Raw genomic sequence first — 22,260 nt, forward strand, 5'->3', positions numbered from 1 at the left:
GAGTTGACCTCATCGCAGGCAAGCCAGCGATGAGCCCCTCGCAGCCACCGCAAGACTCAGCTGCGCGCAAAATCCACCGCCGCCGCAAACTGCGCCTCATTCGGCCGCACGCCGGTATACAGAACAAACTGCTCCAGTGCCTGGATTGCAATCACCTCAAGCCCAGTGATCACGCGCTTGCCCTCGGCCCGCGCGCGCACGATCAGCGGCGTCTGCGAAGGCATCGCCACCACATCGAACACGGTGTCCGCCGCTTTGATCACTTCAGGCTCAAACGCCAGTTGCCCCGCCTCCGGCCCGCCGTCCATGCCTACGGGGGTGACATTGATCAGCATCTGCGGGCGCTCGGCGCCAAGTTCGGCCTGCCAGCGATAGCCCAGCGAATCCGCCAAAGCACGCCCGGCGCGTTCGTTGCGAGCGACAATCAAGCCGTTCTGGTAACCGCCATCGCGCAAGGCACTGGCCACCGCTTTGGCCATGCCCCCGCTGCCACGCAGGGCGAACGTGGAATCCTTGGGCACCGCATGCCCTGCCAGCAACTGCGCGACGGCGATGTAATCGGTGTTGTAGGCCTTGAGGTGGCCGTTGGTATTGACGATGGTATTGATTGACTGGATCGCCGCCGCCGAGGCATCGAGCTCATCGACCAATGCAATGCAAGCCTCTTTGAACGGCATCGACACGCCGCAGCCACGAATGCCCAGGGCACGGATGCCACCGACCGCGCCGGTCAGGTCCCGGCTGCTGAAGGCCTTGTAATAGAAATTCAGGCCCAGCTGTTCATACAAATGGTTGTGAAAACGCAGACCGAAATTCCCCGGCCGCCCGGACAGGGACATGCACAGTTGGGTGTCTTTGTTCGGGTTCATCTGCATGCAACTTCTCCTTCAAACGCACTTTCGGATGGGCAGCATTGGCCGGCCCACCGGGTTCTGAATCATCATCGCGGCTTGTTTGTGGCGCTGCGCAGCCGGGTAAAGAAGCCGCCACAGACCTTACACAAAATTTACCCAGCGGCTGTGCTGAATTTCGCGAATTTGCTGTCTTAGCTGTATCCCCGCGACAACTGTGGGCCTGATTCAGGCCGCGGCGCCGGGTCGAAGAACCGAGGACTTATCATGATTCGTAAACTTCCCATCATGGCTTTGTTGATTGGCGCGCTCGCAGTCACCGGACAGGCTGAAGCGGGTGGTGGCCATGGCTGGCAGGGCCCTGCAGTGTTTGGCGCGATCGTCGGCTCGGCCATCATCGGCTCGGCACTGATCAACCAGGATCGGCCGGTGTACGTGCAGCAACAGCCGGTCTATGTTCAGCCGCAACCGGTCTACGTGCAGCAACCGCCGCCACCGGTCTACTACCAACCGGCGCCGGTGTATGTGCAACAACCGGTTTACGTGCAGCCGGCCCCCGTTTACTACGGCCCGCCGCGCGGTTATTACGGTCGGCCCCACGGCTATTATGGCGGCCCACATGGCTACTACGGCGGTCCACGCTGGTAAGCGCAACACAGAGCCCTGCTTTCGAGCGGGGCTTTTTAATGACCGCTGGTCGGCCAACGTCTGAAAAAATCTCGCCAAGGTCGCTGTGAGGACAGTTTGAGCAGCTAAAGTCGGCATGATGAACTCGATCGTTGGCACTTTTTTCATCAAACGGTCACTGTTTTGTCATGACGGAACCGCAATCTGAATCCGTCCGTAAACAACAGACCGATAACAACAAGGACGACTGTATGCCCACCCAAAATCCGCACCGCATCGTCGGTTTGTGCACCTCGAGCAAGGTGTACGGCGCGCTCACCGAGCTCAAGCACCTGGAAGGCCATCGCTGCGCCAAGCTGCTGTCCCTGCTCGCCGAAAACCTCGTGCACAAGGGCCTGCTCAATGAACGCGAAGTCATGCACATGCTCGATCAAGTGGTCGAATGAAGCCAGACCTCACTGGCGTCAATGACCACTATCGAAAGCGTTGATTGTCCGTCGTGCCGGCAAATCCCTAAGGTAGCCCCATCAGTTTGATGGAGGTTTTCCCATGGCTCAGGTTCAAATCATGTCGGTGATCGGCAGCGCAGTTCCCGCTTCGCTGCGTGCATCCGGTTTGCTCGCCTGCTGGTATCTGGTGCGCGATGGCGAGCCGATCAGCGGCCCGCTCACCTCCTTGCCAGCGGCGCAGGCCTTGTCGCAACAAGTCGCCAGCAGCGCATTTCATGCCTAAGGCAGTTGCACCTTGGGCTTGGTCTCGACAAACAGTGCCCAGCTCGACAGGAACAACGCGGCGATCAGCGGACCGATCACAAAGCCATTGAGGCCAAATACCGCAAGGCCGCCGAGTGTGGAAACCAGAATCAGGTAGTCGGGCATTTTCGTGTCCTTGCCCACCAGAATCGGGCGCAGCACGTTGTCGACCAGGCCGATCACGAATACGCCGAACAAGCCCAGCACCACGCCCTGCCAGATCATGCCGCTGAGCAGGAAGTAGATCGCCACCGGCGCCCAGACAATCCCCGCCCCCACCGCTGGCAACAGCGACAGAAATGCCATCAGCACCGCCCAGAGCAACGCGCTGGGAATGTCGAGAAACCAGAAAATCGCCCCGCCCAGCGCGCCTTGCGTCACGGCCACCACCACGTTGCCCTTGACCGTCGCGCGCACCACGCGGTTGAACTTCAGTTGCAGGCGGCGCTTGTGGTTTTCCTCCAGAGGCACGGCAGTGCGCATCCTGCGCGCCAGCTCGGGACCATCGCGCAGAAAGAAAAACAGCAGATACAGCATGATGAAAAAGCTCACCACGAACTCAAACGTGCCCTGGCCAAAACTGAACGCCTGCGTCGCCAGCACCTGACTGCCCTGCATCGCAGACTTGACGATTTTCTCCCGCAGACTGTCGAGCTCGCCCATGCCAAAGCGGTCGAGCAAATGCTGAAAATATGGCGGCAAGCTGTGCTTGAACTGCGCCAGATACGCGGCGATGTCCAGCTCACCGCTTTCGATGTTCTTGTAAACCGTCGCCCCTTCCTGCACCAGCAGAATGCTGACGATGATCACCGGCAGAATCGCCATCACCAGGCACAGGCTCAAGGTGCACAGCGAGGTGACGTTGCGTGGCCAGCCGAATTTCAACTGCAACTTGCGCTGCACCGGCGCAAACAGAATGCCAAGGATGACGGCCCAGAACACCGCGCCGTAGAACGGCAACAGAATCCAGATAAAGGCCACCGTGACCAGTACCAGCAGCACTGTCAGGGATTTGAATTGCAGACTCTTTTCGTTCATATCCGGTCCATGTCAGTCAGGCGTCACGCACGCCTGCCCCACTTAGTCAGCCGCCGCGCGCGCGAGTGCCATGTTTATTCATGGAGCATAGATCCAGATCAATAAACGCTCGCGACAGCTGCCCTACCCTGCGCGGCTTTTGCGACCGACGCCCAGATGCCAACTCTCATCGCCCCCGAGCTCCTCGCCCCCGCCGGCACCCTGAAAAACATGCGCTACGCCTTTGCCTACGGTGCCGATGCGGTCTACGCCGGTCAGCCGCGCTACAGCCTGCGGGTGCGCAACAACGAATTCGATCACGCCAACCTGGCGCTGGGCATTCGTGAGGCGCAGGCGCAGGGCAAGCGTTTCTATGTGGTGGTCAACATTGCTCCGCACAACGCCAAGTTGAAGACGTTCCTCAAGGATCTGGCGCCGGTGATCGAGATGGCGCCCGATGCGCTGATCATGTCCGACCCTGGCCTGATCATGCTGGTACGCCGGCATTTTGCGCAGATGCCGATTCACCTTTCGGTGCAGGCCAACACGGTGAATTGGGCGAGTGTCGAGTTCTGGCAGCAACAGGGGCTGAGCCGGATCATTCTGTCGCGCGAATTGTCCCTGGAAGAAATTGGTGAAATCCGCGAGCAGGTACCGGCCATGGAGCTCGAAGTGTTCGTGCACGGCGCGTTGTGCATGGCTTATTCCGGGCGCTGCCTGCTTTCCGGCTACATGAACAAGCGCGATGCCAACCAAGGCACTTGCACCAACGCCTGCCGTTGGAAGTACTCGGCGCACGAAGCTACGGAAAATCAGCTCGGCGAGATCGTCCAGACCTTTGAACCCGAGCCGACCCTAGGCCTCGGCGCGCCGACTGATCGGGTATTTCTGCTTCAGGAAGCCAACCGCCCGGATGAATTGATGCCGGCCTTCGAAGACGAACACGGCACCTACATCATGAACGCCAAGGACCTGCGCGCCGTGCAGCATGTCGAGCGGTTGACGCGCATGGGCGTGCATTCGCTAAAGATTGAGGGCCGCACCAAATCGCATTTTTACTGCGCACGCACCACCCAGGTGTATCGCCGAGCGATCGATGATGCCGTGGCCGGGCGCGAGTTCGATCGCAGCCTGATGCTTGATCTGGAATCGCTGGCCCAGCGTGGCTACACCGAGGGTTTTCTGCGCCGGCATGTACATGACGAATACCAGAATTATCAGCACGGCAGTTCGGTGTCGGAGCGCCAGCAGTTTGTTGGAGAACTGACCGGCGAGCGAAGGGATCGCTTGGCGCAGGTGAAAGTGAAGAACCGGTTTGCCTTGGGCGACCACCTGGAGTTGATGACGCCCAAAGGCAATTTTCATTTTGATCTGCATGAGTTGCAGAGTGCCTGCGGGGACGCGATCGAGGTGGCGCCGGGGGATGGGCATACGGTGTACGTGCCGATACCGGACGCGGTGGATTTGCGTTTTGGGTTGTTGATGCGGGATTTGGCCCCGATTGAACGCTGAAAACACGCCTCTGCAGGAGCTGCCGAAGGCTGCGATCTTCTGATTTTGATCGTTCGCAGGCGGAGCGTGGGAACGGTCACTGTCGCAAACTTGCCTCGGCAAACTCCTCGCGCAACATCGCCACAAACGCCTCCCGCGCCGGGTGCACTCCGGCATTCTCATGCCAGTAGAACAAATTCTCGATCGCCGTCAGTTCGGCAAACTCATACCCCACGCAGCCCGCGCCTTTGGCGTACTGCTCGAACACGCCCTTGGGTACCAACGCCACCCCAGCGCCAGCACTGACGCAGCCGACAATAGCCCCGTAACTGGCCAGGCTGACGATCGGCAGCGCCTGCCCCTGGCGCAACAGCCAATGCTCGAGTGCGGCGCGGTAAGGGCACCCCTGCGGCCACATGAACACGGTTTTGTCTTGTAAATCCGATATGTCGCGCACCGCACCGAATGACGTCGAAGCGATCAGCAGCAATTGCTCGCGGTACATCGGCGTACGATTGAGCTGCGCACGTTCGACATCCACCGCCACGATCGCGCCATCCAGGCGATGGTTGACGGTGTCGTCGAGCAGCTGGCCCCAGGTGCCAGTGGTGAGCTCCAGCGCCACTTGCGGATAACGCTTGTGGAATTTCGCCAGCAAACGCGGCAAGCGCCCGGTGGCTGAAGATTCGATGGCGCCGATGCGCAGCGGTCCGGATGGCTCGGCAGCAGGGTCGAGCGCACGTTTAGCTTCAACGGTCAGCGCCAGAATTCTTTCCGCGTAAACCAGAAAGGTACGCCCCGCCGGGCTGATGCGCAGCCCGCGCCCCTCGCGCAAGAACAGCGCTACGCCCAATTCGGCCTCCAGCGCTTTGATCCGCGCAGTGATATTCGACGGCACGCAGAACAGCTTTTCAGCGGCGCGAGCAATGCTGCCAACCTCGGCCACGGTCTTGAACATGCGGATTTGCGCCAACTCCATAATCATCACTCCGAGTGAATAGTCGGCGCAGTATAAGTCAGTTGTGGCGAATGATCGGGCGCCCGGATACTCGGCGCATCCCCTGCTCTGGTGCTTCGATAATGCCTTCTACCCTTGCGTGCAAAATCATCCTGGCCATGGCATTTGTTGTCGGCTGCTGGGGCTATTCGCCCACCGGTATACACGTCGGCTTGCAAGGGTATGGGCCCGGTCATCTGGCCTTGCTGCGTTTTCTGCTGGCATCGCTGCTGATGGCGCTGATCGCAATCTTCAAAGGCATTCGCCTGCCGCAATGCCGCGATGTGCCGTTGCTGTTTGCCTTGGGTTTTTTTGCCGTCAGCCTGCATCACGTCGCCTTGAATATCGGCCAGCAAGGCATCAGCGCCGGCGCTTCCAGCGTGCTGGCGCAATCGAGCCCGTTGTTCAGCACGCTGCTGGCGCAGTGCGTGTTCAAGGATCGCGTCAGCGCCTGGCGCTGGGGTTGTGTGTTGCTTGGGTTTGTCGGCGTAGTGATCGTGGTCAGCGGCGATAAAGGCTTGGGCGCTATCGGTGCACATGGGTTGCTGATCTTGCTGGCGGCGTTTTCCTGGAGCATCTATTTCGCCCTGCAAAAACATCACGCGCGGCGCTACGACGGCTTCAGCCTGGGGTGCTATGCGGTGTGGTCGGGAACGTTGCTGTTGCTGATCTATCTGCCGGGGCTGGCTGAAGCCGTGATGAATGCGCCGACGCCTGCGCAGTGGGCGGTGTTGATGTTGGGGGTGTTTCCCAGCGCATTGGCTTATCTGGCCTGGGGTTTCGTGCTCAAGCATGTGGATTTGAGCCGGGCGACGATGACCTTGTATCTCATACCGCCGGCGGCCATGGGAATAGCGTCGTGGGGTTTGGGGGAACGGCCGACGTTAATGGTGCTGTTGGGCGCGGTGGTGGTGTTGACCAGCGTGTTGGCGTTGAATCTGGAGCGTGGGATTGGGGTAGTTCGGGCAGTTGAGACCAAGGCGTAAATCTGTTGTGAAGCAGATGCCGTCTTCGCGAGCAGGCTCGCTCCCATAGCGGATGTCTGTAGGACACAGATCCGCTGGGGTGGCTTGCCAGCCATGAGGCCGGCAAGCCAGGCAACAATTCAGCGCAAATCATCCGACAACGGCGTCGGCTCATCCGCCGGCGGGACATCTTCTTCGTCATCCGGCGGATCCTTCCAGTCATCCGGCCGGTCGCCATCGCTCAATGGGTCGCGCCCCGGGTGCATGCCCGGCGGTGCGTCATGATCACTCAGCGTCGGCTCGTCGGTGCCGGATACGGGGTGGGTCTGCTCGGTGGGCACCATGCCACCGGGAACAAGCGCGTCATCAGCCATGCTGCACCTCTCATTACTGGCCCGGATTATCCGGGGCGTATGGTTTGGAAGCGCGGCCATCGACGGCGTGCGATAGATCAGACCAGCGGCATCAACTCCGGGCGATAAAGCGATCGCGACTATTGGTCAGGTGCAGCCACATCGCGGCGCGGGCAGCGTCGGCGTCCTGACGTTTGATCGCATTCAGAATCGCCTCGTGTTCCAGATTGGCCAGATGCCCGAGTTTGCTCAGATCCGCCGCGCCGCGCTCGGCGGCATTGAGCCGATTACGCGGGATCATCGCGCTGCCCAGGTGCTGCATGATCTCGCTGAAGCAAGCGTTGCCGGTGGCCTCGGCGATCAGCAGATGAAAGCGCCGATCAGCTTCCACGCAACTGTCGTTGTTGGCCAGCAGCCGCTGATAGTCATCCAGCGCCTGACGCATCTGCTGCAACTGCTGCTCACTGCGCCGCTGCGCCGCCAGCGCCGCCGCTTGCGTCTCCAGGCCCATGCGCAACTCGAGAATGCTGCGCACGCCAAGTGCAGTGTCGACATTCAGGCGCAGGCCCTGCTCCGCTGCGCGCTCGATGACGAAAGTGCCGATGCCATGGCGCGTCTCCACCAGCCCCGAGGCCTGCAACTTGGAAATCGCCTCGCGCACCACCGTGCGGCTCACACCATGCTCCTGAACGATGGCGTTCTCCGACGGCAGTTTGTCACCGGGCAACAGTTGTCCCAGCAGGATGCTCTGGGTGAGCTTTTCCACCAAGTCATGAGCGAGGTTGTGCGTGCGTTTGCGCGCGGGCGCGTCGAGGTCTTCTTGCATGATCGGTTCCGGTGATCGGGGCTGGCCGATCGTAGCACTGCGTCGTGACGGTTGAGATGGATTTTAGCGGTTGATGGTTCAGCAACTTGTATGACAACACTCAATTATCTCGGGTATTTTGAGGCGGGGCTGCCAATGTCCATCATTGGCCACATTCAAAGAAGCGCTCCGCCCACCTAGCGAAACAGCCAGTAAATACGGGCCGCTATCCAGTTATCGCATAAGAAACCGCACGAACAGAAGAATTTAATCGCCCCTCCCCACTTGTAGGACAAAAATACTCAGTTGTATGATGTCTAGCAACAACGCACCACCCGGCCCTACCCGCATAAAAATAATCAGTGGGAGAAACACAAGTGAAAACCTCCGTCTCGGGGATGCAGGAAAGCGTCGATCCGACGCTCGCCTCAGCCATCTCCAAAGTCAAACGCCACGTCCTGCCGCTCTTCGTGATCATGTTCATCGTCAATTACATTGACCGGGTGAACATCGGCTTCGTCCGCACACACATGGAAACCGATCTGGGCATTGGTGCTGCCGCCTATGGCTTCGGCGCCGGGCTGTTCTTCATCGGTTACGCCCTGTTCGAAGTGCCGTCCAACATGCTTCTGCAGAAAGTCGGCGCACGCATCTGGCTGACTCGCATCATGTTCACCTGGGGCGTGGTCGCGGCCTGCATGGCGTTCATTCAGAACGAAACCCACTTTTATATCCTGCGGTTCCTGCTCGGTGTCGCCGAGGCCGGGTTCTTTCCCGGGGTGATTTATTACTTCACCCGCTGGCTGCCCGGCGTCGAACGCGGCAAGGCGATCGCGATCTTCCTCAGCGGCTCGGCCGTGGCCTCGCTGATTTCCGGCCCGCTGTCCGGCCTGCTCCTGCAGATCAACGGCATGGGCATGCACGGCTGGCAGTGGATGTACTTCATCGAAGGGATGTTCTCGGTGTGCCTGTGCGTCTTTGTCTGGTTCTGGCTGGATGCCAAACCCCACGACGCGAAATGGCTGACCCGCGCCGAACAGGATGCGCTGGTCAGCGCCATCGACGACGAGCAAAAGGCCCGCGAAGCCGCAACGCCGATCCGGCCGTCGCTGGGCAAACTGCTCAAGGACCGGCAGATCATTCTGTTCTGCCTGATCTACTTCTTCATTCAGCTGACCATCTACGCCGCGACTTTCTGGCTGCCGAGCATCATCAAGAAGATGGGCGAACTTAGCGACGTGCAGGTCGGCCTGTTCAACTCGATTCCGTGGTTGCTGTCGATCGTCGGCATGTACGCTTTCGCGTCGCTGTCGGCGAAGTGGAAACACCAGCAAGCGTGGGTCGCCACGGCGCTGTTGATTGCCGCAGCGGGGATGTTCATGTCCACCACTGGCGGGCCGATCTTTGCCTTCGTCGCGATCTGCTTTGCGGCACTGGGTTTCAAATCCGCCTCATCGCTGTTCTGGCCGATCCCCCAGGCCTATCTGGATGCGCGCATCGCAGCGGCAGTCATCGCGCTGATCAACTCGGTAGGCAATCTCGGCGGCTTCGTTGCGCCGACCACGTTCGGCCTGCTGGAGCAACACACCGGCTCGATTCAGGGCGGTCTTTATGGTCTGGCCGCAACCTCGATCATCGCCGCAATCATCGTCTTCGCCGCGCGCACCACGCCCAAACCCGCTGCTGAAAAGGCTGTGGCCGACGCCGCGCCGAAACACGCCTGACTTCGTCTCGACAAGGAAAACAACAATGACTGTTCACGACACCGCCAAAGCTCCGATCATCACCGACATGCAGGTCATACCGGTGGCCGGTCACGACGGCATGCTGCTCAACCTGAGCGGCGCCCACGGGCCGTTTTTCACCCGCAACATCGTCATCCTCAAGGACAACGCCGGCCACACCGGCGTCGGCGAAGTGCCCGGTGGCGAGCGCATTCGCCAGACCCTGGAAGATGCACGCAATCTGGTGGTCGGCAGCCCGATCGGCACCTACCAGAAAATCCTCAATCAGGTGCGCCAGACCTTCGCCGACCGCGATGCCGGCGGCCGTGGTCTGCAGACGTTCGACCTGCGCATCACCATCCATGCGGTCACCGGTTTGGAAGCCGCCCTCCTCGACCTGCTCGGCCAGCACCTCGACGTGCCGGTGGCGGCGCTGCTCGGCGAAGGCCAGCAGCGCGATGAAGTGAAAATGCTCGGCTATCTGTTCTACGTCGGCGATCAGCATGAGACCGACTTGGCCTACCGCAGCGAACCGGAGGCCGACAACGACTGGTTCCGTGTGCGTCACGAGAAAGCCATGACTGCCGAAGCGGTGGTGCGTCTGGCCGAGGCGGCGCACGCCAGGTACGGCTTCAAGGATTTCAAACTCAAGGGCGGCGTGCTCAGTGGCGATGCCGAGATCGAAGCGGTGACGGCACTCGCCGAGCGCTTCCCCGACGCGCGGATCACCCTCGACCCGAACGGCGCCTGGTCGCTGAAAGAAGCGATTCGTTTGTGCCGTGATCAACATCACGTGCTCGCCTACGCCGAAGACCCGTGCGGTGCTGAGAACGGCTATTCCGGCCGTGAAGTGATGGCTGAATTCCGCCGCGCCACGGGCCTGAAAACCGCGACCAACATGATCGCCACCGACTGGCGCGAAATGGGCCACGCGATCCAGTTGCAGTCCGTGGATATTCCGCTGGCCGACCCGCACTTCTGGACCATGCAGGGTTCGGTACGCGTGGCGCAGATGTGCCACGAGTGGGGTCTGACCTGGGGCTCGCATTCCAACAACCACTTCGATATTTCCCTGGCCATGTTCACCCACGTCGCCGCTGCCGCACCGGGCGAGATCACGGCCATCGACACTCACTGGATCTGGCAGGACGGCCAGCGCCTGACCAAGGCACCGCTGCAAATTGTCGACGGCTGCGTGCAAGTGCCGCAGAAACCGGGACTTGGCGTGGAGCTGGACATGGATCAAGTGGCCAAGGCCCACGAACTGTACAAAGGCATGGGCCTCGGCGCGCGGGATGACAGCGTCGCGATGCAGTTTCTGATTGCGGGGTGGAAATTCGATAACAAGCGGCCGTGCCTGGTGCGGTGATCTAGCAGGCGCCGCTGATTTCAATTGTGGGAGTAGGAGCTGCCGAAGGCTGCGATCTTTTGATTCTGTTTTGAAGATCAAAAGATCGCAGCCTTCGGCAGCTCTTACAAATCGGTTTTCAGCCTTGAGATCTGCAGCAGCCCGGTTTTGAACGCCTTCATCGCTACCGTTTCCGCTCGCGACTGCAACCGCGTCAGCCAGTAACTGCCCGTGGTGATCTCGAGCGCAAACGGCTGGCAAATCGCATCTGCCGCCAGTTGCCGGGCGAACATCAGCGGTGGCGCCAACGCCACGCCGCCGCCCTGCAATGCCGCTTCCATCATCGCCAGCGATGAGTCGAAAACGATGCTCTGCGGTGGTGCGGCTTGCGTCGCCAGGCCTGCCGCCTGAAACCATTGCGGCCATTCATCGGTGCGATAGGAACGCAACAAAGTCTGTTGCAGCAGATCGCCCGGCGAATGCAATTGCCGAGCGATTTGCGGCACGCACAACACCGACAACGGCGCATCGAGCAAGCGTGTCGCCTCGATGCCATGCCAGGCGCCAGCGCCGAAACGAATCGCGTAATCCAGACCTTCCGCCGCTACGTCCACGCGGTTGTTATGTGTCGAGAGGCGTAAGTCGATCAGCGGATATTTCTCCCGGAAGTCCGCCAGCCTCGGCAACAGCCAGCCCACCGCAAACGTACCCACGGCGCCGACTGTCAGCATGTCGCGATACTGCCCACCGGCCAAACGCTCAAGCATCTGTGCGATGTTGTCGAATGAGGTGCTGAGAATCGGCAGCAAGGTTTCACCTTCACTGGTCAGCATCAGCCCGCGAGGCAGGCGTTTGAACAGGGTCAGGTTGAGTTGCGCTTCCAGGCTTTTGACTTGATGGCTGACCGCCGCTTGCGTCACGCACAGTTCGACGGCAGCGCGGGTGAAACTCAGATGACGTGCAGAAGCTTCAAACGCGCGCAGTGCGTTGAGGGGCAATTGAGGTCGAATCATGCGTTGTCCCGAATTTTTCTAATGGCTCGTGCGAGTTTTCATCGTTTGCCGTGGGTCGGCAAAGTGCCTAAATTGGCCGCGCTGATCAGCCGCCCGATGAAAAAATCACCCGCAGTGTAGCGGGATACAGCCATCGACACTCATGGAGAGTGATTCACTCATGTGTTCCTTCAAAACGAGCAAGGTCTCTTCTTACAGCATTTTCGCCCTGTTCTTCAGCAGCCTCGCCTGCCATGCCGCCACGCCGACGGATGCGCAATTACAGGCACTGGTCACGCAAGCCGTGACCCCGGTGATGCAGCAAAACACCATTCCGGGACTGACTGTCGCGCTGACGCTAAAAGGTCAGACGCATTACTTTAACTACGGAGTCGCCGACAAGGACGCCGGGCAAAAGGTCAGCGAAAACACTCTGTTCGAGGTTGGTTCGGTGAGCAAAACCTTCACCGCCACCCTCGCCGGTTACGCCCAGGCCATCGGCAAACTCGACCTGTCGAGCAAGGCCAGCCAGCTTTGGCCAGAGCTCAAGGGCAGCGCCTTCGACAACATCAGCGTGCTGCAACTGGGCACCTACAGCGCTGGCGGCCTGCCGCTGCAATTTCCCGCCAAAGCGGATTCTTCCGACAAGATGCTTGGCTATTACCAACAATGGAAACCGCAGTTTCCTGCCGGCAGCCATCGCCTGTATTCCAACCCGAGCCTGGGCCTGTTCGGCTACCTGACGGCGAAAAGCCTCGGCCAGCCCTTCGAGCAGGCAATGACCCAGACGCTGCTGCCGAAACTCGGCTTGCAGCACACCTTCCTCAGCGTGCCGCCAGCGCAATCGAAGCTCTACGCCCAAGGCTACGACAGCGCCGATCAACCGGTGCGCGTCAGCCCAGGTGCCCTCGACGCCGAAGCCTACGGCATCAAAACCAGCGCCGCCGACCTGCTGCGTTACGTTCAGGCACAGCTGAAACCAGCGAGCCTCGCGCCTGAACTGCACAACGCCATCGCCAACACCCACATCGGTTATTACCGCGTCGGCGACATGACCCAAGGCCTGGGCTGGGAACGCTACCCATACCCGATCAGCCTGGAGAAACTGCAGAACGGCAACTCGACCCCCATGGCCGTGGAGCCGCACACCGTCGAGTGGCTGACCCCGCCGCAAACTGAGCCGGCCAACGTGCTGTTCAACAAAACCGGTTCCACGCGAGGCTTTGGCGCCTATGTAGCGTTTGTGCCATCGCGGGACATGGGCATTGTGATTCTGGCCAACAAGAATTATCCGAATGCCGAACGGGTGAAGATTGCGCATACGGTATTCGCGGCGTTGGTGGACTAAAAGCAAACGATCGCAGCCAATGTAAAAAGGGGCGAGAGAATGAATTCTCTCGCCCCTTTCGTTTGCAAAGCATTTACGGCCGCCGATCAATCATCCGGCATTTGCGGCGGTTTGCTCGGTTTCGCTGGTTTGCCTGGCTTGGTGCCCTTCGCGCCTTTGGCCGGCTCCGGTTCGGTAGCGACGGGAGTCTGTGCGGCGGCCGCAGCGGCGGCTTCTTTTTCGGCCATGGGCATGGCGTCGATGGTTTCGAAGATTTTCGCCAAGCTCAATGCCTTGGCCTCGTCACCCGAGGCGGAGAGTTTGGTTTCGCCGTCCTTGCCCACCAGGAACACTTTCGGATAAGCCCCTGCGCCCAGTTTCAGCGAACGCAGCAGCGCCATGGTGTCCTGCTGGCCCAAGTCCTTGCCGTCGAGCTGGCCGGACATGCTGAGGATGGTGTAGACCTTGATGTTGCGATCGGTGACGCCCTTTTTGTTGGCCGGGTCTTCTAGGGACTTTTTCAGGCTCAGCCACACCGGGTCGACGGTGCTTTGCGCAATCACGATCAGCGGGCGGGCGCGGCCCACGTCCCCGGCCAGGGGTGAATCGCTGTCCGCGGCGAACAAGGGGCCGGCGATCGCCAGCAAGAGGGTCAGGGTCAGGGACCTGATGAGCATGCGCATCTCCTTTTGATATCCACGCACTACTGATTGCGCATCGTGGTGATTGTTCCGGCGGCGTCTGGCAAAAAGGTATTGCCCTGTCAGAAGCTTAGGTCAGGGAAAGCTTTGCGCAAACGCTACGTCGATTTGATTAACAGCCATGAGCGCACTAGGGTGGCCGTTCTGCCAAAGAAATGGAGTTCACCCGCATGCACATCGATTTTCTGTGCGATCACCCCGAATTTATTGAAGAGCTGGCCACGCTCAATTTCAAGGAATGGGGTGAGTTTCGCCCCGGACAAACTGTCGAGGATCGCATCGAGCGCATGCGCGAATCCGTCATTCAGCGCTAACCCGTGGTGAGGTGGCTCGCTGCAAGGCGCCGTCTCACTCCAGCGCTGAATCGAGTGCCGAGAGCAATTGCGAGGGGTCGACGGGTTGTCCTCCGAGCTTGAGTTCACCGCTATCGAGATCAACCCTCAACCTCACCGACGCCCGATCGCCAGGGTACTTGCGCAGCACCAGCTCGATACCACTGGCGGTCTCGTCGACGGTACTGAGCAAATCCCACAGACTCTCGCTCAGATCCAGCAGCACTTTTTGCTGCTGCAGATCGACTAACTGCGGCGCATAGAGCCAATGGCTCATGCGCATCTCACGCGGCTCGACGGTGATGGCGAGACGGCCCTCGCAGTGGACATAGGTTTCATTCATCGACGGATCAGAACGCCAACTTGTAACCAATCAACACCAGCATCGTCGCCAGGCACGGGCGCAGGACTTCGTCGGAGATGCGCCCGGTCAGGTGGCTGCCGAGCCAGATGCCCGGGAGCGAGCCGACCAGCAGGAAGCCGAGCACGCCCCAGTCCATGTTGCCCATGCTTGCGTGGCCCAGGCCGGCGACGAGGGTCAGCGGTACCGCATGGGCGATTTCGGTGCCGACCAGGCGGCGGGTTGGCAGCAACGGGTAGAGGATGAACAGCGCGACGGTGCCCAGTGCCCCGGCGCCGATCGAGGTCAGAGCAACCATGGTGCCGAGGATCAGACCGGTGATCACCGTCATGACATTCAGGCGCGAACCGCTCGGGTTGTAGTTGCCGCCGGCGCGTCTGTGGGCGAATTCGAGCAAGCGTTTCTTAAAGAAAATTGCCAGGGCAGTGGCGAACAGGACGAAGCCGAGCGCCTGTTTGATAATGGCGTTCATCGCGTCCGGCACGGTGTGCAGGGCACTGAGGAACCACAGGGTCATGGCCACGGCCGGTACGCTGCCGAGAGTCAGCCAGCCGGTGATGGCCCAGTCGATGTTCTTGTTCTTCCTGTGAACGAGGACGCCGCTGGATTTGGTGATCGCGGCGTACAACAGGTCAGTACCCACCGCCGTCGCCGGGTTGATGCCGAACCACAGCAGAATCGGCGTCATCAACGAACCGCCGCCGACACCGGTCATGCCGACGATGAACCCCACCACCAGCCCGGCAATCACCAGGCCGAAATTTGCCAATTCCATTCATACGTCCAGAAAACGACAGGAAAATCTGGCCCGCAGCATAGCGATTTTTCTTATAACCACATATATCGATGCGGTCTATCGTTATGCCATATCGAATTTGCCGCAGACACCACGGTGGATCTTTGTGCTACAGGAAACCTGCGGGGGCTCACTGCACCGGCAGGAAATTCAAGAACAACAGACTCTGCGCGTAATTCAGGCCGATCCTGCGATAGCGCTCATCGAGCATCTGCGTGAGCAGATCCAGGCGCGCGACGATTTTGCTGAATTCAGTGGCGAAGCTGAGGTTGCTGCCCTCCTCCGATATTTCATTGGAGAACAGCAATGGCTGACCATCCTTGTTCTGCCGTTGCGACAAGATCCACATGGCTTTTTCGATGTTGCGCGCAGCGTTGTGCACGAAGGTCGGGTTGATCGCGTCGGTCATGTAGAACTCGGTGCGATTGCCGTGGGCAGTGACCAGCATGCTGCCGATCGCATAAATGAACGCGCCGACGCGATCACCAAGGAACTCCGGACTCATCGCATAGCTCAGCGCCGCCAGGTCCTTGCGCCCGCCCAGCACGGGCAGCGGCTGCTGTTGCTCGACGGCGAGGCGTACCTGTTTCACGGCGGTGTTGATGTTGAGGAAACCGGACTTGCGCAGCTCTTCGGGGTTGCGCAGATAGAGCTTGCCCATCAGCCGGTAGAGGCTGTCAAGGTTGTCGCGCATCGCCAGGGTGGCCATGCGGTCGACGCTGGTCTGCAGAAATTCCTGCGGCTGCCCTTCACGCATCTGGTTGAAGAAGCCGTTGCCATTCTGGTGGCTACAGCCGCTGACCAACAGCGACAACAGGCAGGCCAGCAGCAGGCACAGGCGGCGGTGGGCGGCGGTGGTCAGGGCAAAAACACTCGGCATGAAATCTCGGACGGGCACTTGGCTGTGCGGCGGGAGTCACCGCATCCTGGCCATGCATAGAGCCGCCGATTTCGAAAAAGTGCAGTGCCTGGGCAGTGAGCCGACCTTCGGCGCTTTTCGCCACATTAATTAGTCGGACTTTATATTTGCCAATACCGGTAAATCCGCTATAAATCCTGTTGCTCCCCATAAATAGCATGACTAGTTACGTGTAGGAGCTGCCGAAGGCTGCGATCTTTTGATCTTGCCTTAAAAAATCACAATCAAAAGATCGCAGCCTGCGGCAGCTCCTACAGGGGATTTCGGTGTTTAAAACAACAACAAAAAGGAAGGTCAACCATGCTTCAATCCCGTCACCTGCTCTCCGGCCTCGGACTGTCCCTGATGATCGCTACCCTCTCTGCCAATGCGGCGGGCCTGACCGCCGAACACAAAGCCTTCGGCAAAACCAATGACGGCACGCCCGTCGAGCAGTACATCCTGCGCAACAGCCACGGCATGCAAGCCACCGTCATCACCTACGGCGCGACCCTGCAAGCGCTGAAAGTTGCGGACAAGCACGGCAAGTTCGACGATATCGTGCTGGGTTTCGATGATGTGCAGGGCTATCAGAAAGGCGCTGCGTACTTCGGCGCGACCATCGGCCGCTTCGGCAATCGGCTGGCCGAAGGTGCGTTCGAACTCGATGGCAAACGCTATCAAGTGCCGCAGAACGACAAATCCAATGCCTTGCACGGCGGGCCCGAGGGGTTCGACAAGAAAGTCTGGAAGGCAAAGGAAACCAAAGACAAGGATTCGGTGGGCGTAACCCTGACCTACCTGTCGGCCGATGGTGAAATGGGCTTCCCGGGCAATCTGACCACCGAAGTCACCTATCGCCTGACCGAAAATAACGAGCTGCGCATCGACTACACGGCCAGCACCGACAAACCGACCGTGCTCAACCTGACCAACCACAGCTACTTCAACCTGGCCGGTGCCGGCAATGGCGACATTCTCAAGCAAGTGGCCATGATCAACTCAAGCCATTACACGCCGGTCACCGCCAAACTGATCCCGACCGGCGAGCTGGCGCCCGTGGCCGGCACGCCGATGGACTTCACCAGACCGACGGCAATCGGTACGCACATCAAGGCCGATCATCCGCAGCTGAAATTTGCCGAGCCGAAACAGGGTGGCTTCGATTTCAACTGGGCGCTGGACAGCAAGGGCGATATCAGCAAAGTCGCCACCGAAGTCAGCGACCCGCAATCCGGGCGTGTGCTGCAACTGTTCACCAGCGAGCCGGGCGTGCAGTTCTACACCAGCAACTTCCTCGATGGCACGGTAAAGGGCAAGGGCGGCAAGGTCTATCCACACTGGGGCGCGTTCACCCTCGAGACCCAGCACTATCCGGATTCGCCGAACCAGCCGGACTTCCCGAGCACGCGACTTGATCCGGGGCAGACTTATGCCCACAGCGTAATCCTCAAGTTCTCCGCCAAGTAAGGCCCACGCCGCATGATAGTTCCCACGCTCTGCGTGGGAACTATCTTGTAGGAGCTGCGGACCGCTGCGGTCTTTTTTGCTTTTTGAACCCCAACGCTATTCTGCTGCCCACTAAAGACACCCATTCTTTAAGGGAGGAGGTTTGAATGCGTACCCTTGAGTTGGCCGGCGTGCAGGTTCCCGTGATTGGTCAGGGCACCTGGCGCATGGGCGAGGATCGTTCGACGCACGCGCGTGAAGTGGCGGCGCTGCGCACCGGCATCGAGCTGGGCATGACCCTCATCGACACCGCCGAGATGTACGCCGAGGGCGGTGCCGAAACAGTGGTCGGCGAAGCCATCGCCAGTCTGCGCGATCAAGTCTTTCTGGTCAGCAAGGTCTACCCGCACAACGCCAGCCGCCAGGGCATCCCGCAAGCCTGCGAGCGCAGTTTGCGTCGGCTCGGCACTGATTACATCGATCTCTATTTATTGCACTGGCGCGGTCAGTACCCTCTGGAGGAAACCGTAGAAGCCTTCGAACGCCTGCGTGAGGACGGCAAGATCGGCCGTTGGGGCGTGTCGAATTTCGATGTCGACGACCTCGAAGAACTCTCCAGTTCGGCCTGCGCCACCAACCAGGTGCTGTACAACCTCGAAGAGCGCGGCATCGAGTTCGATCTGCTGCCGTGGTGCCAGCACCAGCGCCTGCCGCTGATGGCGTACTGCCCGATCGGCCAGGGCGGTGCAATGCTCGCCGAGCCGGTGCTGCAAGAGATCGCCAGCCGTCACAACGCCACCCCGGCGCAGGTTTCGCTGGCGTGGCTGCTGCGTCAGGATGGGGTTATTGCGATTCCCAAGGCTGTGCGTCCGGAGCATGTGCAACTCAATGCCGGGGCGGTCCAGCTGCAACTGGAGGCCGGGGATTTGACGGCGCTGGACAAAGTGTTCCCGGCGCCACAACGCAAGCAGCGGCTGGCCATGGTCTGAGCCGCCGACTGCGAGGGCTTCGCGATGAGAAGCACAGATCTGCACGACCCGTACAAACTGCAACGTTTCGTTCAGGCACAGGACCCGGTGTTCGAACGGGTCCAGCGTGAGCTTGAATCGGGCCGCAAGCGCAGCCACTGGATGTGGTTCGTCTTTCCACAATTCGCCGGGCTGGGCGGCAGCGAAATGGCCCGGCGCTATGCCATTGGTTCAGCCGAGGAAGCGCAAGCCTATCTCGCCCACGAACCGCTCGGTGCGCGACTGCGCACCTGCACGCAGTTGGTGCTCAACGTGCCGCAGCGTTCGATTGCCGAGATTTTCGGCCACCCCGATGACTTGAAATTCCACTCTTCGATGACCCTGTTCGCCCAGTTCAGCGTCGAGGACAGCTTGTTCCATCAGGCGCTGGAGCGTTACTTCCACGGCATTCTCGACGAGTGGACGCTGCAACTGCTCGACTCAAAACAGGCCCAGTTGCCCACCGATCAGGGTTGAGAAGTCGTCGTCGACAAACGGCAGAATCGCATCCGCCACCGGTTGCAGTTGGCGGGTGATGTAATGGTCGTAGTCGATGGCGGCGCGGCGCACTTCCAGTGGCTCGGGACCGGCCAGCGTGATGACGTAGCTGATCCAGCCGCCGTTCTGATATTGCCGGGGCCGACCCTGCTCGGCGTTATAGTCGTCGGCCAGCCGCGCCGCGCGAACGTGCGGCGGTACGTTGCGTTCGTAATCGTCGAGGGTACGGCGCAGACGCTTGCGGTAGATCAGCCGATCGTCGAACTCGCCAGCGAGGGTCTTGCGCACGTAGTCACGGACGTAATCCTGATACGGCTTGCGCTGGAAAATCCGCTCGTACAGTTCCTGCTGGAATTGCCTGGCCAGCAGCGACCAGTCGGTGCGCACGGTTTCCAGACCCTTGTAGACCATTTCCTCCGTGCCATCAGCGCGGGTGACGAGGCCGGCGTAGCGCTTCTTGCTGCCCTCCTCCGCGCCGCGAATCGTTGGCATCAGAAAGCGCTTGTAGTGAATCTCGAACTGCAATTCCAGCGCGCTGTCCAGTCCGTATTCCTCACGCACATGCGCGCGCCACCAATCGTTGACGTGTTTGACCAGCGCATGGCCAATCTGCGCCGCTTCTTCCTGGCCGTGCAGCCTGCGCAGCCAGACGAAGGTTGAATCGGTGTCGCCATAAATCACCGCGTAGCCCTGCTCTTCGATCAACTGGCGGGTGCGCAGCATGATTTCGTGGCCGCGCAAGGTGATCGACGAGGCCAGCCGGGTATCGAAAAAACGGCACCCGCTGGAGCCAAGCACGCCATAGAAGGCGTTCATGATAATTTTCAGCGCCTGGGACAGCGGCGCGTTGTGTTCGCGCTTGGCGGTTTCGCGACCTTCGGCCACCCGCGCCACGATCGACGGCAGGCAATGTCGGGTACGCGAAAAGCGTGCGCCACGGAAACCCGGCACCGAGTCGGCGTCGTCCGGGTGACGCAGGCCTTCGATCAAGCCCACCGGGTCGATCAGAAACGTGCGAATGATCGACGGGTAAAGGCTTTTGTAATCAAGCACCAGTACCGATTCGTACAGCCCCGGCCGTGAATCCATGACAAACCCGCCGGGGCTGGCCTGCGGCGGGTTAGTGCCCAGATTCGGCGCAACGAAGCCCTGGCGATGCATCAATGGCATGTACAAATGGGTGAAAGCCGCCACCGAACCGCCGCTGCGATCGGCCGGCAAACCGGTGACGCTGGCGCGTTCGAGCAAAAACGTCAGCAATTGGGTTTTGGCGAAGATCCGCGTGACCAGTTCGCAGTCCTTGAGGTTGTACTTGGCCAGCGCCGGTTTGTCTTCGGCGAACATACGGTTGATCTCGTCCATGCGCTGGTACGGATTGTTGATCGCCTTGCCTTCGCCGAGCAGGGTCTGCGCGACGTTTTCCAGGCTGAACGAGGGGAAGCTCCAGGTCGCCGAACGCAACGACTCGATACCATCGATGATCAGCCGCCCCGCTGCCGAGGCGAAATAATGATTGCGGCTGCCGTGTTCACGCCATTGCATTTCTTCGCCGCCACGGCCGATTTTCAGCGGCACGCCAAGACGCCGGGCATGTTCGTGGAGGATGCGCAGGTCGAACTGCACGACGTTCCAGCCAATGATCGCGTCGGGGTCGTGGCGGGCGAACCAGTCGTTGAGTTTCTTCAGGATGAGTGTGCGCGAGTCGCAGTATTCAAGATCGAAATCGACAATACTCGCGTCGCCGTTCGGCGCGCCGAGCATGTACACCTGCCGCTCGCCACAACCTTGCAGGGCAATCGAATACAACTCGCCGTTCTCGGTGGTCTCGATGTCGAGCGAGACCAGCCGTAGTTTCGGCCGGTAGCCGGGGTCAGGTTTCAACTGGGCATTGATCAGCACGCCATCGGCATCCGGCGTACCGTCGAACAACACCGGCGCGGTGATGAAGCGCTCCATCAGATAGCGTTCCGGTGGGCGCACATCGGCTTCAAACACATCGACACCGGCGCGATTGAGCGCGGTTTCGAGGCGCATCAACTGGCCGTGCTGCTGGCAATAAAGACCGAGCACCGGGCGATGCTGGAAATCCTGCAGTGCGAGCGGGCGCAGTTCGACATTTTTTTCGCCATGTAACAAATGCTCGGCCGCTTCGCGCTGTGCGACGGGTATAAACGCAACCGACGGCTGATGCGCCAGGCGCACACGGCGTGGCCCGGCGTCGGTCGCCAACCAGAACTCCACTTCGGTGCCGGCCGGCGTATCGCGCCAATGCCGGGTCAGGACGAAGCCCTGCTGTAAATCCACCACTGCGACCTCAAACAATCAAACCGACCGACATTCTACGCGGCATTGCTGCGCCTGGCCTTGGCGAAAGACGCTGCTGATCTGCAGAAAAACCCGGCAAATGGCGTTTTTTGCACGCTAACTGCCGCTTTGCCACCTTGCCCTGCGCGGCTGCGTCTACGATGCTTGATGAACAACGACAACACCTGAGTAACCGCCATGAAGACCGTCGCCCAACTGCTCAAGCTCAAAGATCAGAAAAATCAGGAAGTGCACCAGATCAAACCCGATCATATGGTGCTTGAAGCGCTGATGAAGATGGCCGAGAAAAACGTCGGCGCCTTGCTGGTGGTCGAAGACGACAAGGTGGTCGGCATCATCAGCGAACGCGACTACGCCCGCAAACTGGTGCTGCACGGCCGCTCCTCGGTGGGTACACCGGTGCGCGACATCATGGTCAAGGACGTGATCACCGTGGACACCCGCCAGACCGTCGATACCTGCCTGGGCATCATGTCGGACAAACGGCTGCGCCACTTGCCGGTGGTCGAGGACGGCCAGTTGATCGGCCTGCTGTCGATCGGCGACCTGGTCAAAGAAGCGATCGCCGAACAGGCTGAGCTGATCAAACAGCTGGAGCAGTATATTCGCGGGGAATAACTTTCGATCTTCCGACCACCATTTGG

General features: G+C 60.1%; 24 protein-coding genes. 13 read left to right on the plus strand and 11 right to left on the minus strand.

Annotated features, from left to right (window positions below):
* Nucleotides 1-56: 56 nt before the first annotated feature.
* Nucleotides 57-875: a shikimate 5-dehydrogenase gene (locus tag ACP7D9_RS23755; RefSeq protein ID WP_426159774.1), complete on the minus strand. Its 819-nt coding sequence runs from the start codon at nt 873-875 to the stop codon at nt 57-59.
* A 243-nt stretch (nt 876-1,118) separates the two neighbouring features.
* Here ACP7D9_RS23755 and ACP7D9_RS23760 point away from each other — a divergent pair, with 243 nt between their 5' ends.
* From ACP7D9_RS23760 to ACP7D9_RS23770, 3 genes are all read left to right on the plus strand, one after another.
* Nucleotides 1,119-1,499 (plus strand): hypothetical protein, encoded by a 381-nt coding sequence (locus ACP7D9_RS23760; RefSeq protein WP_024013471.1) that lies wholly within the window; start codon nt 1,119-1,121, stop codon nt 1,497-1,499.
* A gap of 230 nt (nt 1,500-1,729) precedes the next feature.
* Nucleotides 1,730-1,924, plus strand: a complete 195-nt coding sequence (locus tag ACP7D9_RS23765; protein WP_101159178.1) for a hypothetical protein — start codon at nt 1,730-1,732, stop codon at nt 1,922-1,924.
* A 103-nt stretch (nt 1,925-2,027) separates the two neighbouring features.
* Nucleotides 2,028-2,210: a hypothetical protein gene (locus tag ACP7D9_RS23770; protein ID WP_101159179.1), complete on the plus strand. Its 183-nt coding sequence runs from the start codon at nt 2,028-2,030 to the stop codon at nt 2,208-2,210.
* Here the strand turns inward: ACP7D9_RS23770 and ACP7D9_RS23775 are convergent.
* Nucleotides 2,207-3,268, minus strand: coding sequence for an AI-2E family transporter (locus tag ACP7D9_RS23775; protein ID WP_426159775.1), 1,062 nt, complete (start codon nt 3,266-3,268; stop codon nt 2,207-2,209). The genes ACP7D9_RS23770 and ACP7D9_RS23775 overlap by 4 nt on opposite strands.
* A 156-nt stretch (nt 3,269-3,424) precedes the next feature.
* Between ACP7D9_RS23775 and yegQ the strand changes: the two genes are divergently transcribed.
* Entirely contained in the window at nt 3,425-4,759 is a 1,335-nt protein-coding gene (gene yegQ / locus ACP7D9_RS23780) for a tRNA 5-hydroxyuridine modification protein YegQ (protein ID WP_101159181.1), read from the plus strand.
* 76 nt (nt 4,760-4,835) lie between these two features.
* On the opposite strand, the gene ACP7D9_RS23785 is transcribed toward yegQ, so the two are convergent.
* The gene (locus tag ACP7D9_RS23785; protein WP_426159776.1) at nt 4,836-5,717 is read right to left on the minus strand and encodes a LysR family transcriptional regulator; all 882 of its coding nucleotides are present in this window, start codon (nt 5,715-5,717) and stop codon (nt 4,836-4,838) included.
* Between the two features lie 101 nt (nt 5,718-5,818).
* Between ACP7D9_RS23785 and ACP7D9_RS23790 the strand changes: the two genes are divergently transcribed.
* Nucleotides 5,819-6,721, plus strand: a complete 903-nt coding sequence (locus ACP7D9_RS23790) for a DMT family transporter (RefSeq protein WP_426159777.1) — start codon at nt 5,819-5,821, stop codon at nt 6,719-6,721.
* 119 nt (nt 6,722-6,840) lie between these two features.
* On the opposite strand, the gene ACP7D9_RS23795 is transcribed toward ACP7D9_RS23790, so the two are convergent.
* Both ACP7D9_RS23795 and ACP7D9_RS23800 read right to left on the minus strand, forming a co-directional pair.
* Entirely contained in the window at nt 6,841-7,074 is a 234-nt protein-coding gene (locus ACP7D9_RS23795) for a hypothetical protein (protein ID WP_101159184.1), read from the minus strand.
* A gap of 91 nt (nt 7,075-7,165) precedes the next feature.
* Nucleotides 7,166-7,879 (minus strand): FadR/GntR family transcriptional regulator, encoded by a 714-nt coding sequence (locus tag ACP7D9_RS23800; RefSeq protein ID WP_101159185.1) that lies wholly within the window; start codon nt 7,877-7,879, stop codon nt 7,166-7,168.
* Between the two features lie 356 nt (nt 7,880-8,235).
* On the opposite strand from ACP7D9_RS23800, the gene ACP7D9_RS23805 reads away from it, so the two are divergent.
* A complete protein-coding gene (locus ACP7D9_RS23805) occupies nt 8,236-9,582 on the plus strand; it encodes an MFS transporter (protein ID WP_426159778.1) in 1,347 nt (448 codons plus the stop codon).
* Nucleotides 9,583-9,607: 25 nt separating this feature from the next.
* The gene (gene gudD, locus ACP7D9_RS23810; protein ID WP_101159187.1) at nt 9,608-10,951 is read left to right on the plus strand and encodes a glucarate dehydratase; all 1,344 of its coding nucleotides are present in this window, start codon (nt 9,608-9,610) and stop codon (nt 10,949-10,951) included.
* A 104-nt stretch (nt 10,952-11,055) separates the two neighbouring features.
* Here the strand turns inward: gudD and ACP7D9_RS23815 are convergent, their stop codons facing one another.
* Nucleotides 11,056-11,943 carry a LysR family transcriptional regulator gene (locus tag ACP7D9_RS23815; protein WP_426159779.1) on the minus strand — a complete coding sequence of 296 codons (888 nt, stop codon included), beginning with the start codon at nt 11,941-11,943 and terminating at the stop codon, nt 11,056-11,058.
* Between the two features lie 160 nt (nt 11,944-12,103).
* On the opposite strand from ACP7D9_RS23815, the gene ampC reads away from it, so the two are divergent.
* Complete coding sequence (ampC, locus tag ACP7D9_RS23820) at nt 12,104-13,270, plus strand: class C beta-lactamase (RefSeq protein WP_426159780.1); 1,167 nt, start codon at nt 12,104-12,106, stop codon at nt 13,268-13,270.
* An 86-nt stretch (nt 13,271-13,356) separates the two neighbouring features.
* Here ampC and ACP7D9_RS23825 read toward each other — a convergent pair whose 3' ends face one another.
* Complete coding sequence (locus ACP7D9_RS23825; RefSeq protein ID WP_313001997.1) at nt 13,357-13,926, minus strand: DUF4174 domain-containing protein; 570 nt, start codon at nt 13,924-13,926, stop codon at nt 13,357-13,359.
* Between the two features lie 194 nt (nt 13,927-14,120).
* Here ACP7D9_RS23825 and ACP7D9_RS23830 point away from each other — a divergent pair, with 194 nt between their 5' ends.
* Nucleotides 14,121-14,264 (plus strand): hypothetical protein, encoded by a 144-nt coding sequence (locus ACP7D9_RS23830; protein ID WP_256589834.1) that lies wholly within the window; start codon nt 14,121-14,123, stop codon nt 14,262-14,264.
* Nucleotides 14,265-14,298: 34 nt separating this feature from the next.
* On the opposite strand, the gene ACP7D9_RS23835 is transcribed toward ACP7D9_RS23830, so the two are convergent.
* The 3 genes from ACP7D9_RS23835 to ACP7D9_RS23845 all read right to left on the minus strand — a co-directional run bounded on the left by ACP7D9_RS23835 (nt 14,299) and on the right by ACP7D9_RS23845 (nt 16,319).
* Nucleotides 14,299-14,625, minus strand: coding sequence for a hypothetical protein (locus ACP7D9_RS23835; protein WP_426159781.1), 327 nt, complete (start codon nt 14,623-14,625; stop codon nt 14,299-14,301).
* Nucleotides 14,626-14,632: 7 nt separating this feature from the next.
* Entirely contained in the window at nt 14,633-15,418 is a 786-nt protein-coding gene (locus tag ACP7D9_RS23840; RefSeq protein WP_426159782.1) for a sulfite exporter TauE/SafE family protein, read from the minus strand.
* A 151-nt stretch (nt 15,419-15,569) separates the two neighbouring features.
* Nucleotides 15,570-16,319 carry a hypothetical protein gene (locus ACP7D9_RS23845; protein ID WP_101159193.1) on the minus strand — a complete coding sequence of 250 codons (750 nt, stop codon included), beginning with the start codon at nt 16,317-16,319 and terminating at the stop codon, nt 15,570-15,572.
* A 339-nt stretch (nt 16,320-16,658) separates the two neighbouring features.
* Between ACP7D9_RS23845 and ACP7D9_RS23850 the strand changes: the two genes are divergently transcribed.
* From ACP7D9_RS23850 to ACP7D9_RS23860, 3 genes are all read left to right on the plus strand, one after another.
* Nucleotides 16,659-17,807 (plus strand): aldose epimerase family protein, encoded by a 1,149-nt coding sequence (locus ACP7D9_RS23850; protein WP_426159783.1) that lies wholly within the window; start codon nt 16,659-16,661, stop codon nt 17,805-17,807.
* Nucleotides 17,808-17,953: 146 nt separating this feature from the next.
* On the plus strand, nt 17,954-18,775 hold the full coding sequence (locus ACP7D9_RS23855) for an aldo/keto reductase (RefSeq protein WP_397480021.1): 822 nt from the start codon (nt 17,954-17,956) through the stop codon (nt 18,773-18,775).
* Between the two features lie 24 nt (nt 18,776-18,799).
* Entirely contained in the window at nt 18,800-19,270 is a 471-nt protein-coding gene (locus tag ACP7D9_RS23860) for a DUF1810 domain-containing protein (protein WP_426159784.1), read from the plus strand.
* Here ACP7D9_RS23860 and ACP7D9_RS23865 read toward each other — a convergent pair.
* Entirely contained in the window at nt 19,235-21,595 is a 2,361-nt protein-coding gene (locus ACP7D9_RS23865; RefSeq protein ID WP_426159785.1) for a DNA polymerase II, read from the minus strand. The genes ACP7D9_RS23860 and ACP7D9_RS23865 overlap by 36 nt on opposite strands.
* A gap of 198 nt (nt 21,596-21,793) precedes the next feature.
* On the opposite strand from ACP7D9_RS23865, the gene ACP7D9_RS23870 reads away from it, so the two are divergent.
* Entirely contained in the window at nt 21,794-22,234 is a 441-nt protein-coding gene (locus tag ACP7D9_RS23870) for a CBS domain-containing protein (RefSeq protein ID WP_016775372.1), read from the plus strand.
* Nucleotides 22,235-22,260: the final 26 nt, after the last annotated feature.

This window comes from Pseudomonas sp. TSRC2-2, assembly GCF_049897785.1.
Lineage (GTDB): Bacteria > Pseudomonadota > Gammaproteobacteria > Pseudomonadales > Pseudomonadaceae > Aquipseudomonas.

Bases quoted from the DNA above. Each gene is read 5' to 3' on its own strand.
- ACP7D9_RS23755 (WP_426159774.1), bottom strand. From the start codon at position 875: ATGCAGATGAACCCGAACAAAGACACCCAACTGTGCATGTCCCTGTCC.
- ACP7D9_RS23760 (WP_024013471.1), top strand. From the start codon at position 1,119: ATGATTCGTAAACTTCCCATCATGGCTTTGTTGATTGGCGCGCTCGCA.
- ACP7D9_RS23765 (WP_101159178.1), top strand. From the start codon at position 1,730: ATGCCCACCCAAAATCCGCACCGCATCGTCGGTTTGTGCACCTCGAGC.
- ACP7D9_RS23770 (WP_101159179.1), top strand. From the start codon at position 2,028: ATGGCTCAGGTTCAAATCATGTCGGTGATCGGCAGCGCAGTTCCCGCT.
- ACP7D9_RS23775 (WP_426159775.1), bottom strand. From the start codon at position 3,268: ATGAACGAAAAGAGTCTGCAATTCAAATCCCTGACAGTGCTGCTGGTA.
- yegQ (WP_101159181.1), top strand. From the start codon at position 3,425: ATGCCAACTCTCATCGCCCCCGAGCTCCTCGCCCCCGCCGGCACCCTG.
- ACP7D9_RS23785 (WP_426159776.1), bottom strand. From the start codon at position 5,717: ATGGAGTTGGCGCAAATCCGCATGTTCAAGACCGTGGCCGAGGTTGGC.
- ACP7D9_RS23790 (WP_426159777.1), top strand. From the start codon at position 5,819: ATGCCTTCTACCCTTGCGTGCAAAATCATCCTGGCCATGGCATTTGTT.
- ACP7D9_RS23795 (WP_101159184.1), bottom strand. From the start codon at position 7,074: ATGGCTGATGACGCGCTTGTTCCCGGTGGCATGGTGCCCACCGAGCAG.
- ACP7D9_RS23800 (WP_101159185.1), bottom strand. From the start codon at position 7,879: ATGCAAGAAGACCTCGACGCGCCCGCGCGCAAACGCACGCACAACCTC.
- gudD (WP_101159187.1), top strand. From the start codon at position 9,608: ATGACTGTTCACGACACCGCCAAAGCTCCGATCATCACCGACATGCAG.
- ACP7D9_RS23815 (WP_426159779.1), bottom strand. From the start codon at position 11,943: ATGATTCGACCTCAATTGCCCCTCAACGCACTGCGCGCGTTTGAAGCT.
- ampC (WP_426159780.1), top strand. From the start codon at position 12,104: ATGTGTTCCTTCAAAACGAGCAAGGTCTCTTCTTACAGCATTTTCGCC.
- ACP7D9_RS23825 (WP_313001997.1), bottom strand. From the start codon at position 13,926: ATGCTCATCAGGTCCCTGACCCTGACCCTCTTGCTGGCGATCGCCGGC.
- ACP7D9_RS23830 (WP_256589834.1), top strand. From the start codon at position 14,121: ATGCACATCGATTTTCTGTGCGATCACCCCGAATTTATTGAAGAGCTG.
- ACP7D9_RS23835 (WP_426159781.1), bottom strand. From the start codon at position 14,625: ATGAATGAAACCTATGTCCACTGCGAGGGCCGTCTCGCCATCACCGTC.
- ACP7D9_RS23840 (WP_426159782.1), bottom strand. From the start codon at position 15,418: ATGGAATTGGCAAATTTCGGCCTGGTGATTGCCGGGCTGGTGGTGGGG.
- ACP7D9_RS23845 (WP_101159193.1), bottom strand. From the start codon at position 16,319: ATGCCGAGTGTTTTTGCCCTGACCACCGCCGCCCACCGCCGCCTGTGC.
- ACP7D9_RS23850 (WP_426159783.1), top strand. From the start codon at position 16,659: ATGCTTCAATCCCGTCACCTGCTCTCCGGCCTCGGACTGTCCCTGATG.
- ACP7D9_RS23855 (WP_397480021.1), top strand. From the start codon at position 17,954: ATGCGTACCCTTGAGTTGGCCGGCGTGCAGGTTCCCGTGATTGGTCAG.
- ACP7D9_RS23860 (WP_426159784.1), top strand. From the start codon at position 18,800: ATGAGAAGCACAGATCTGCACGACCCGTACAAACTGCAACGTTTCGTT.
- ACP7D9_RS23870 (WP_016775372.1), top strand. From the start codon at position 21,794: ATGAAGACCGTCGCCCAACTGCTCAAGCTCAAAGATCAGAAAAATCAG.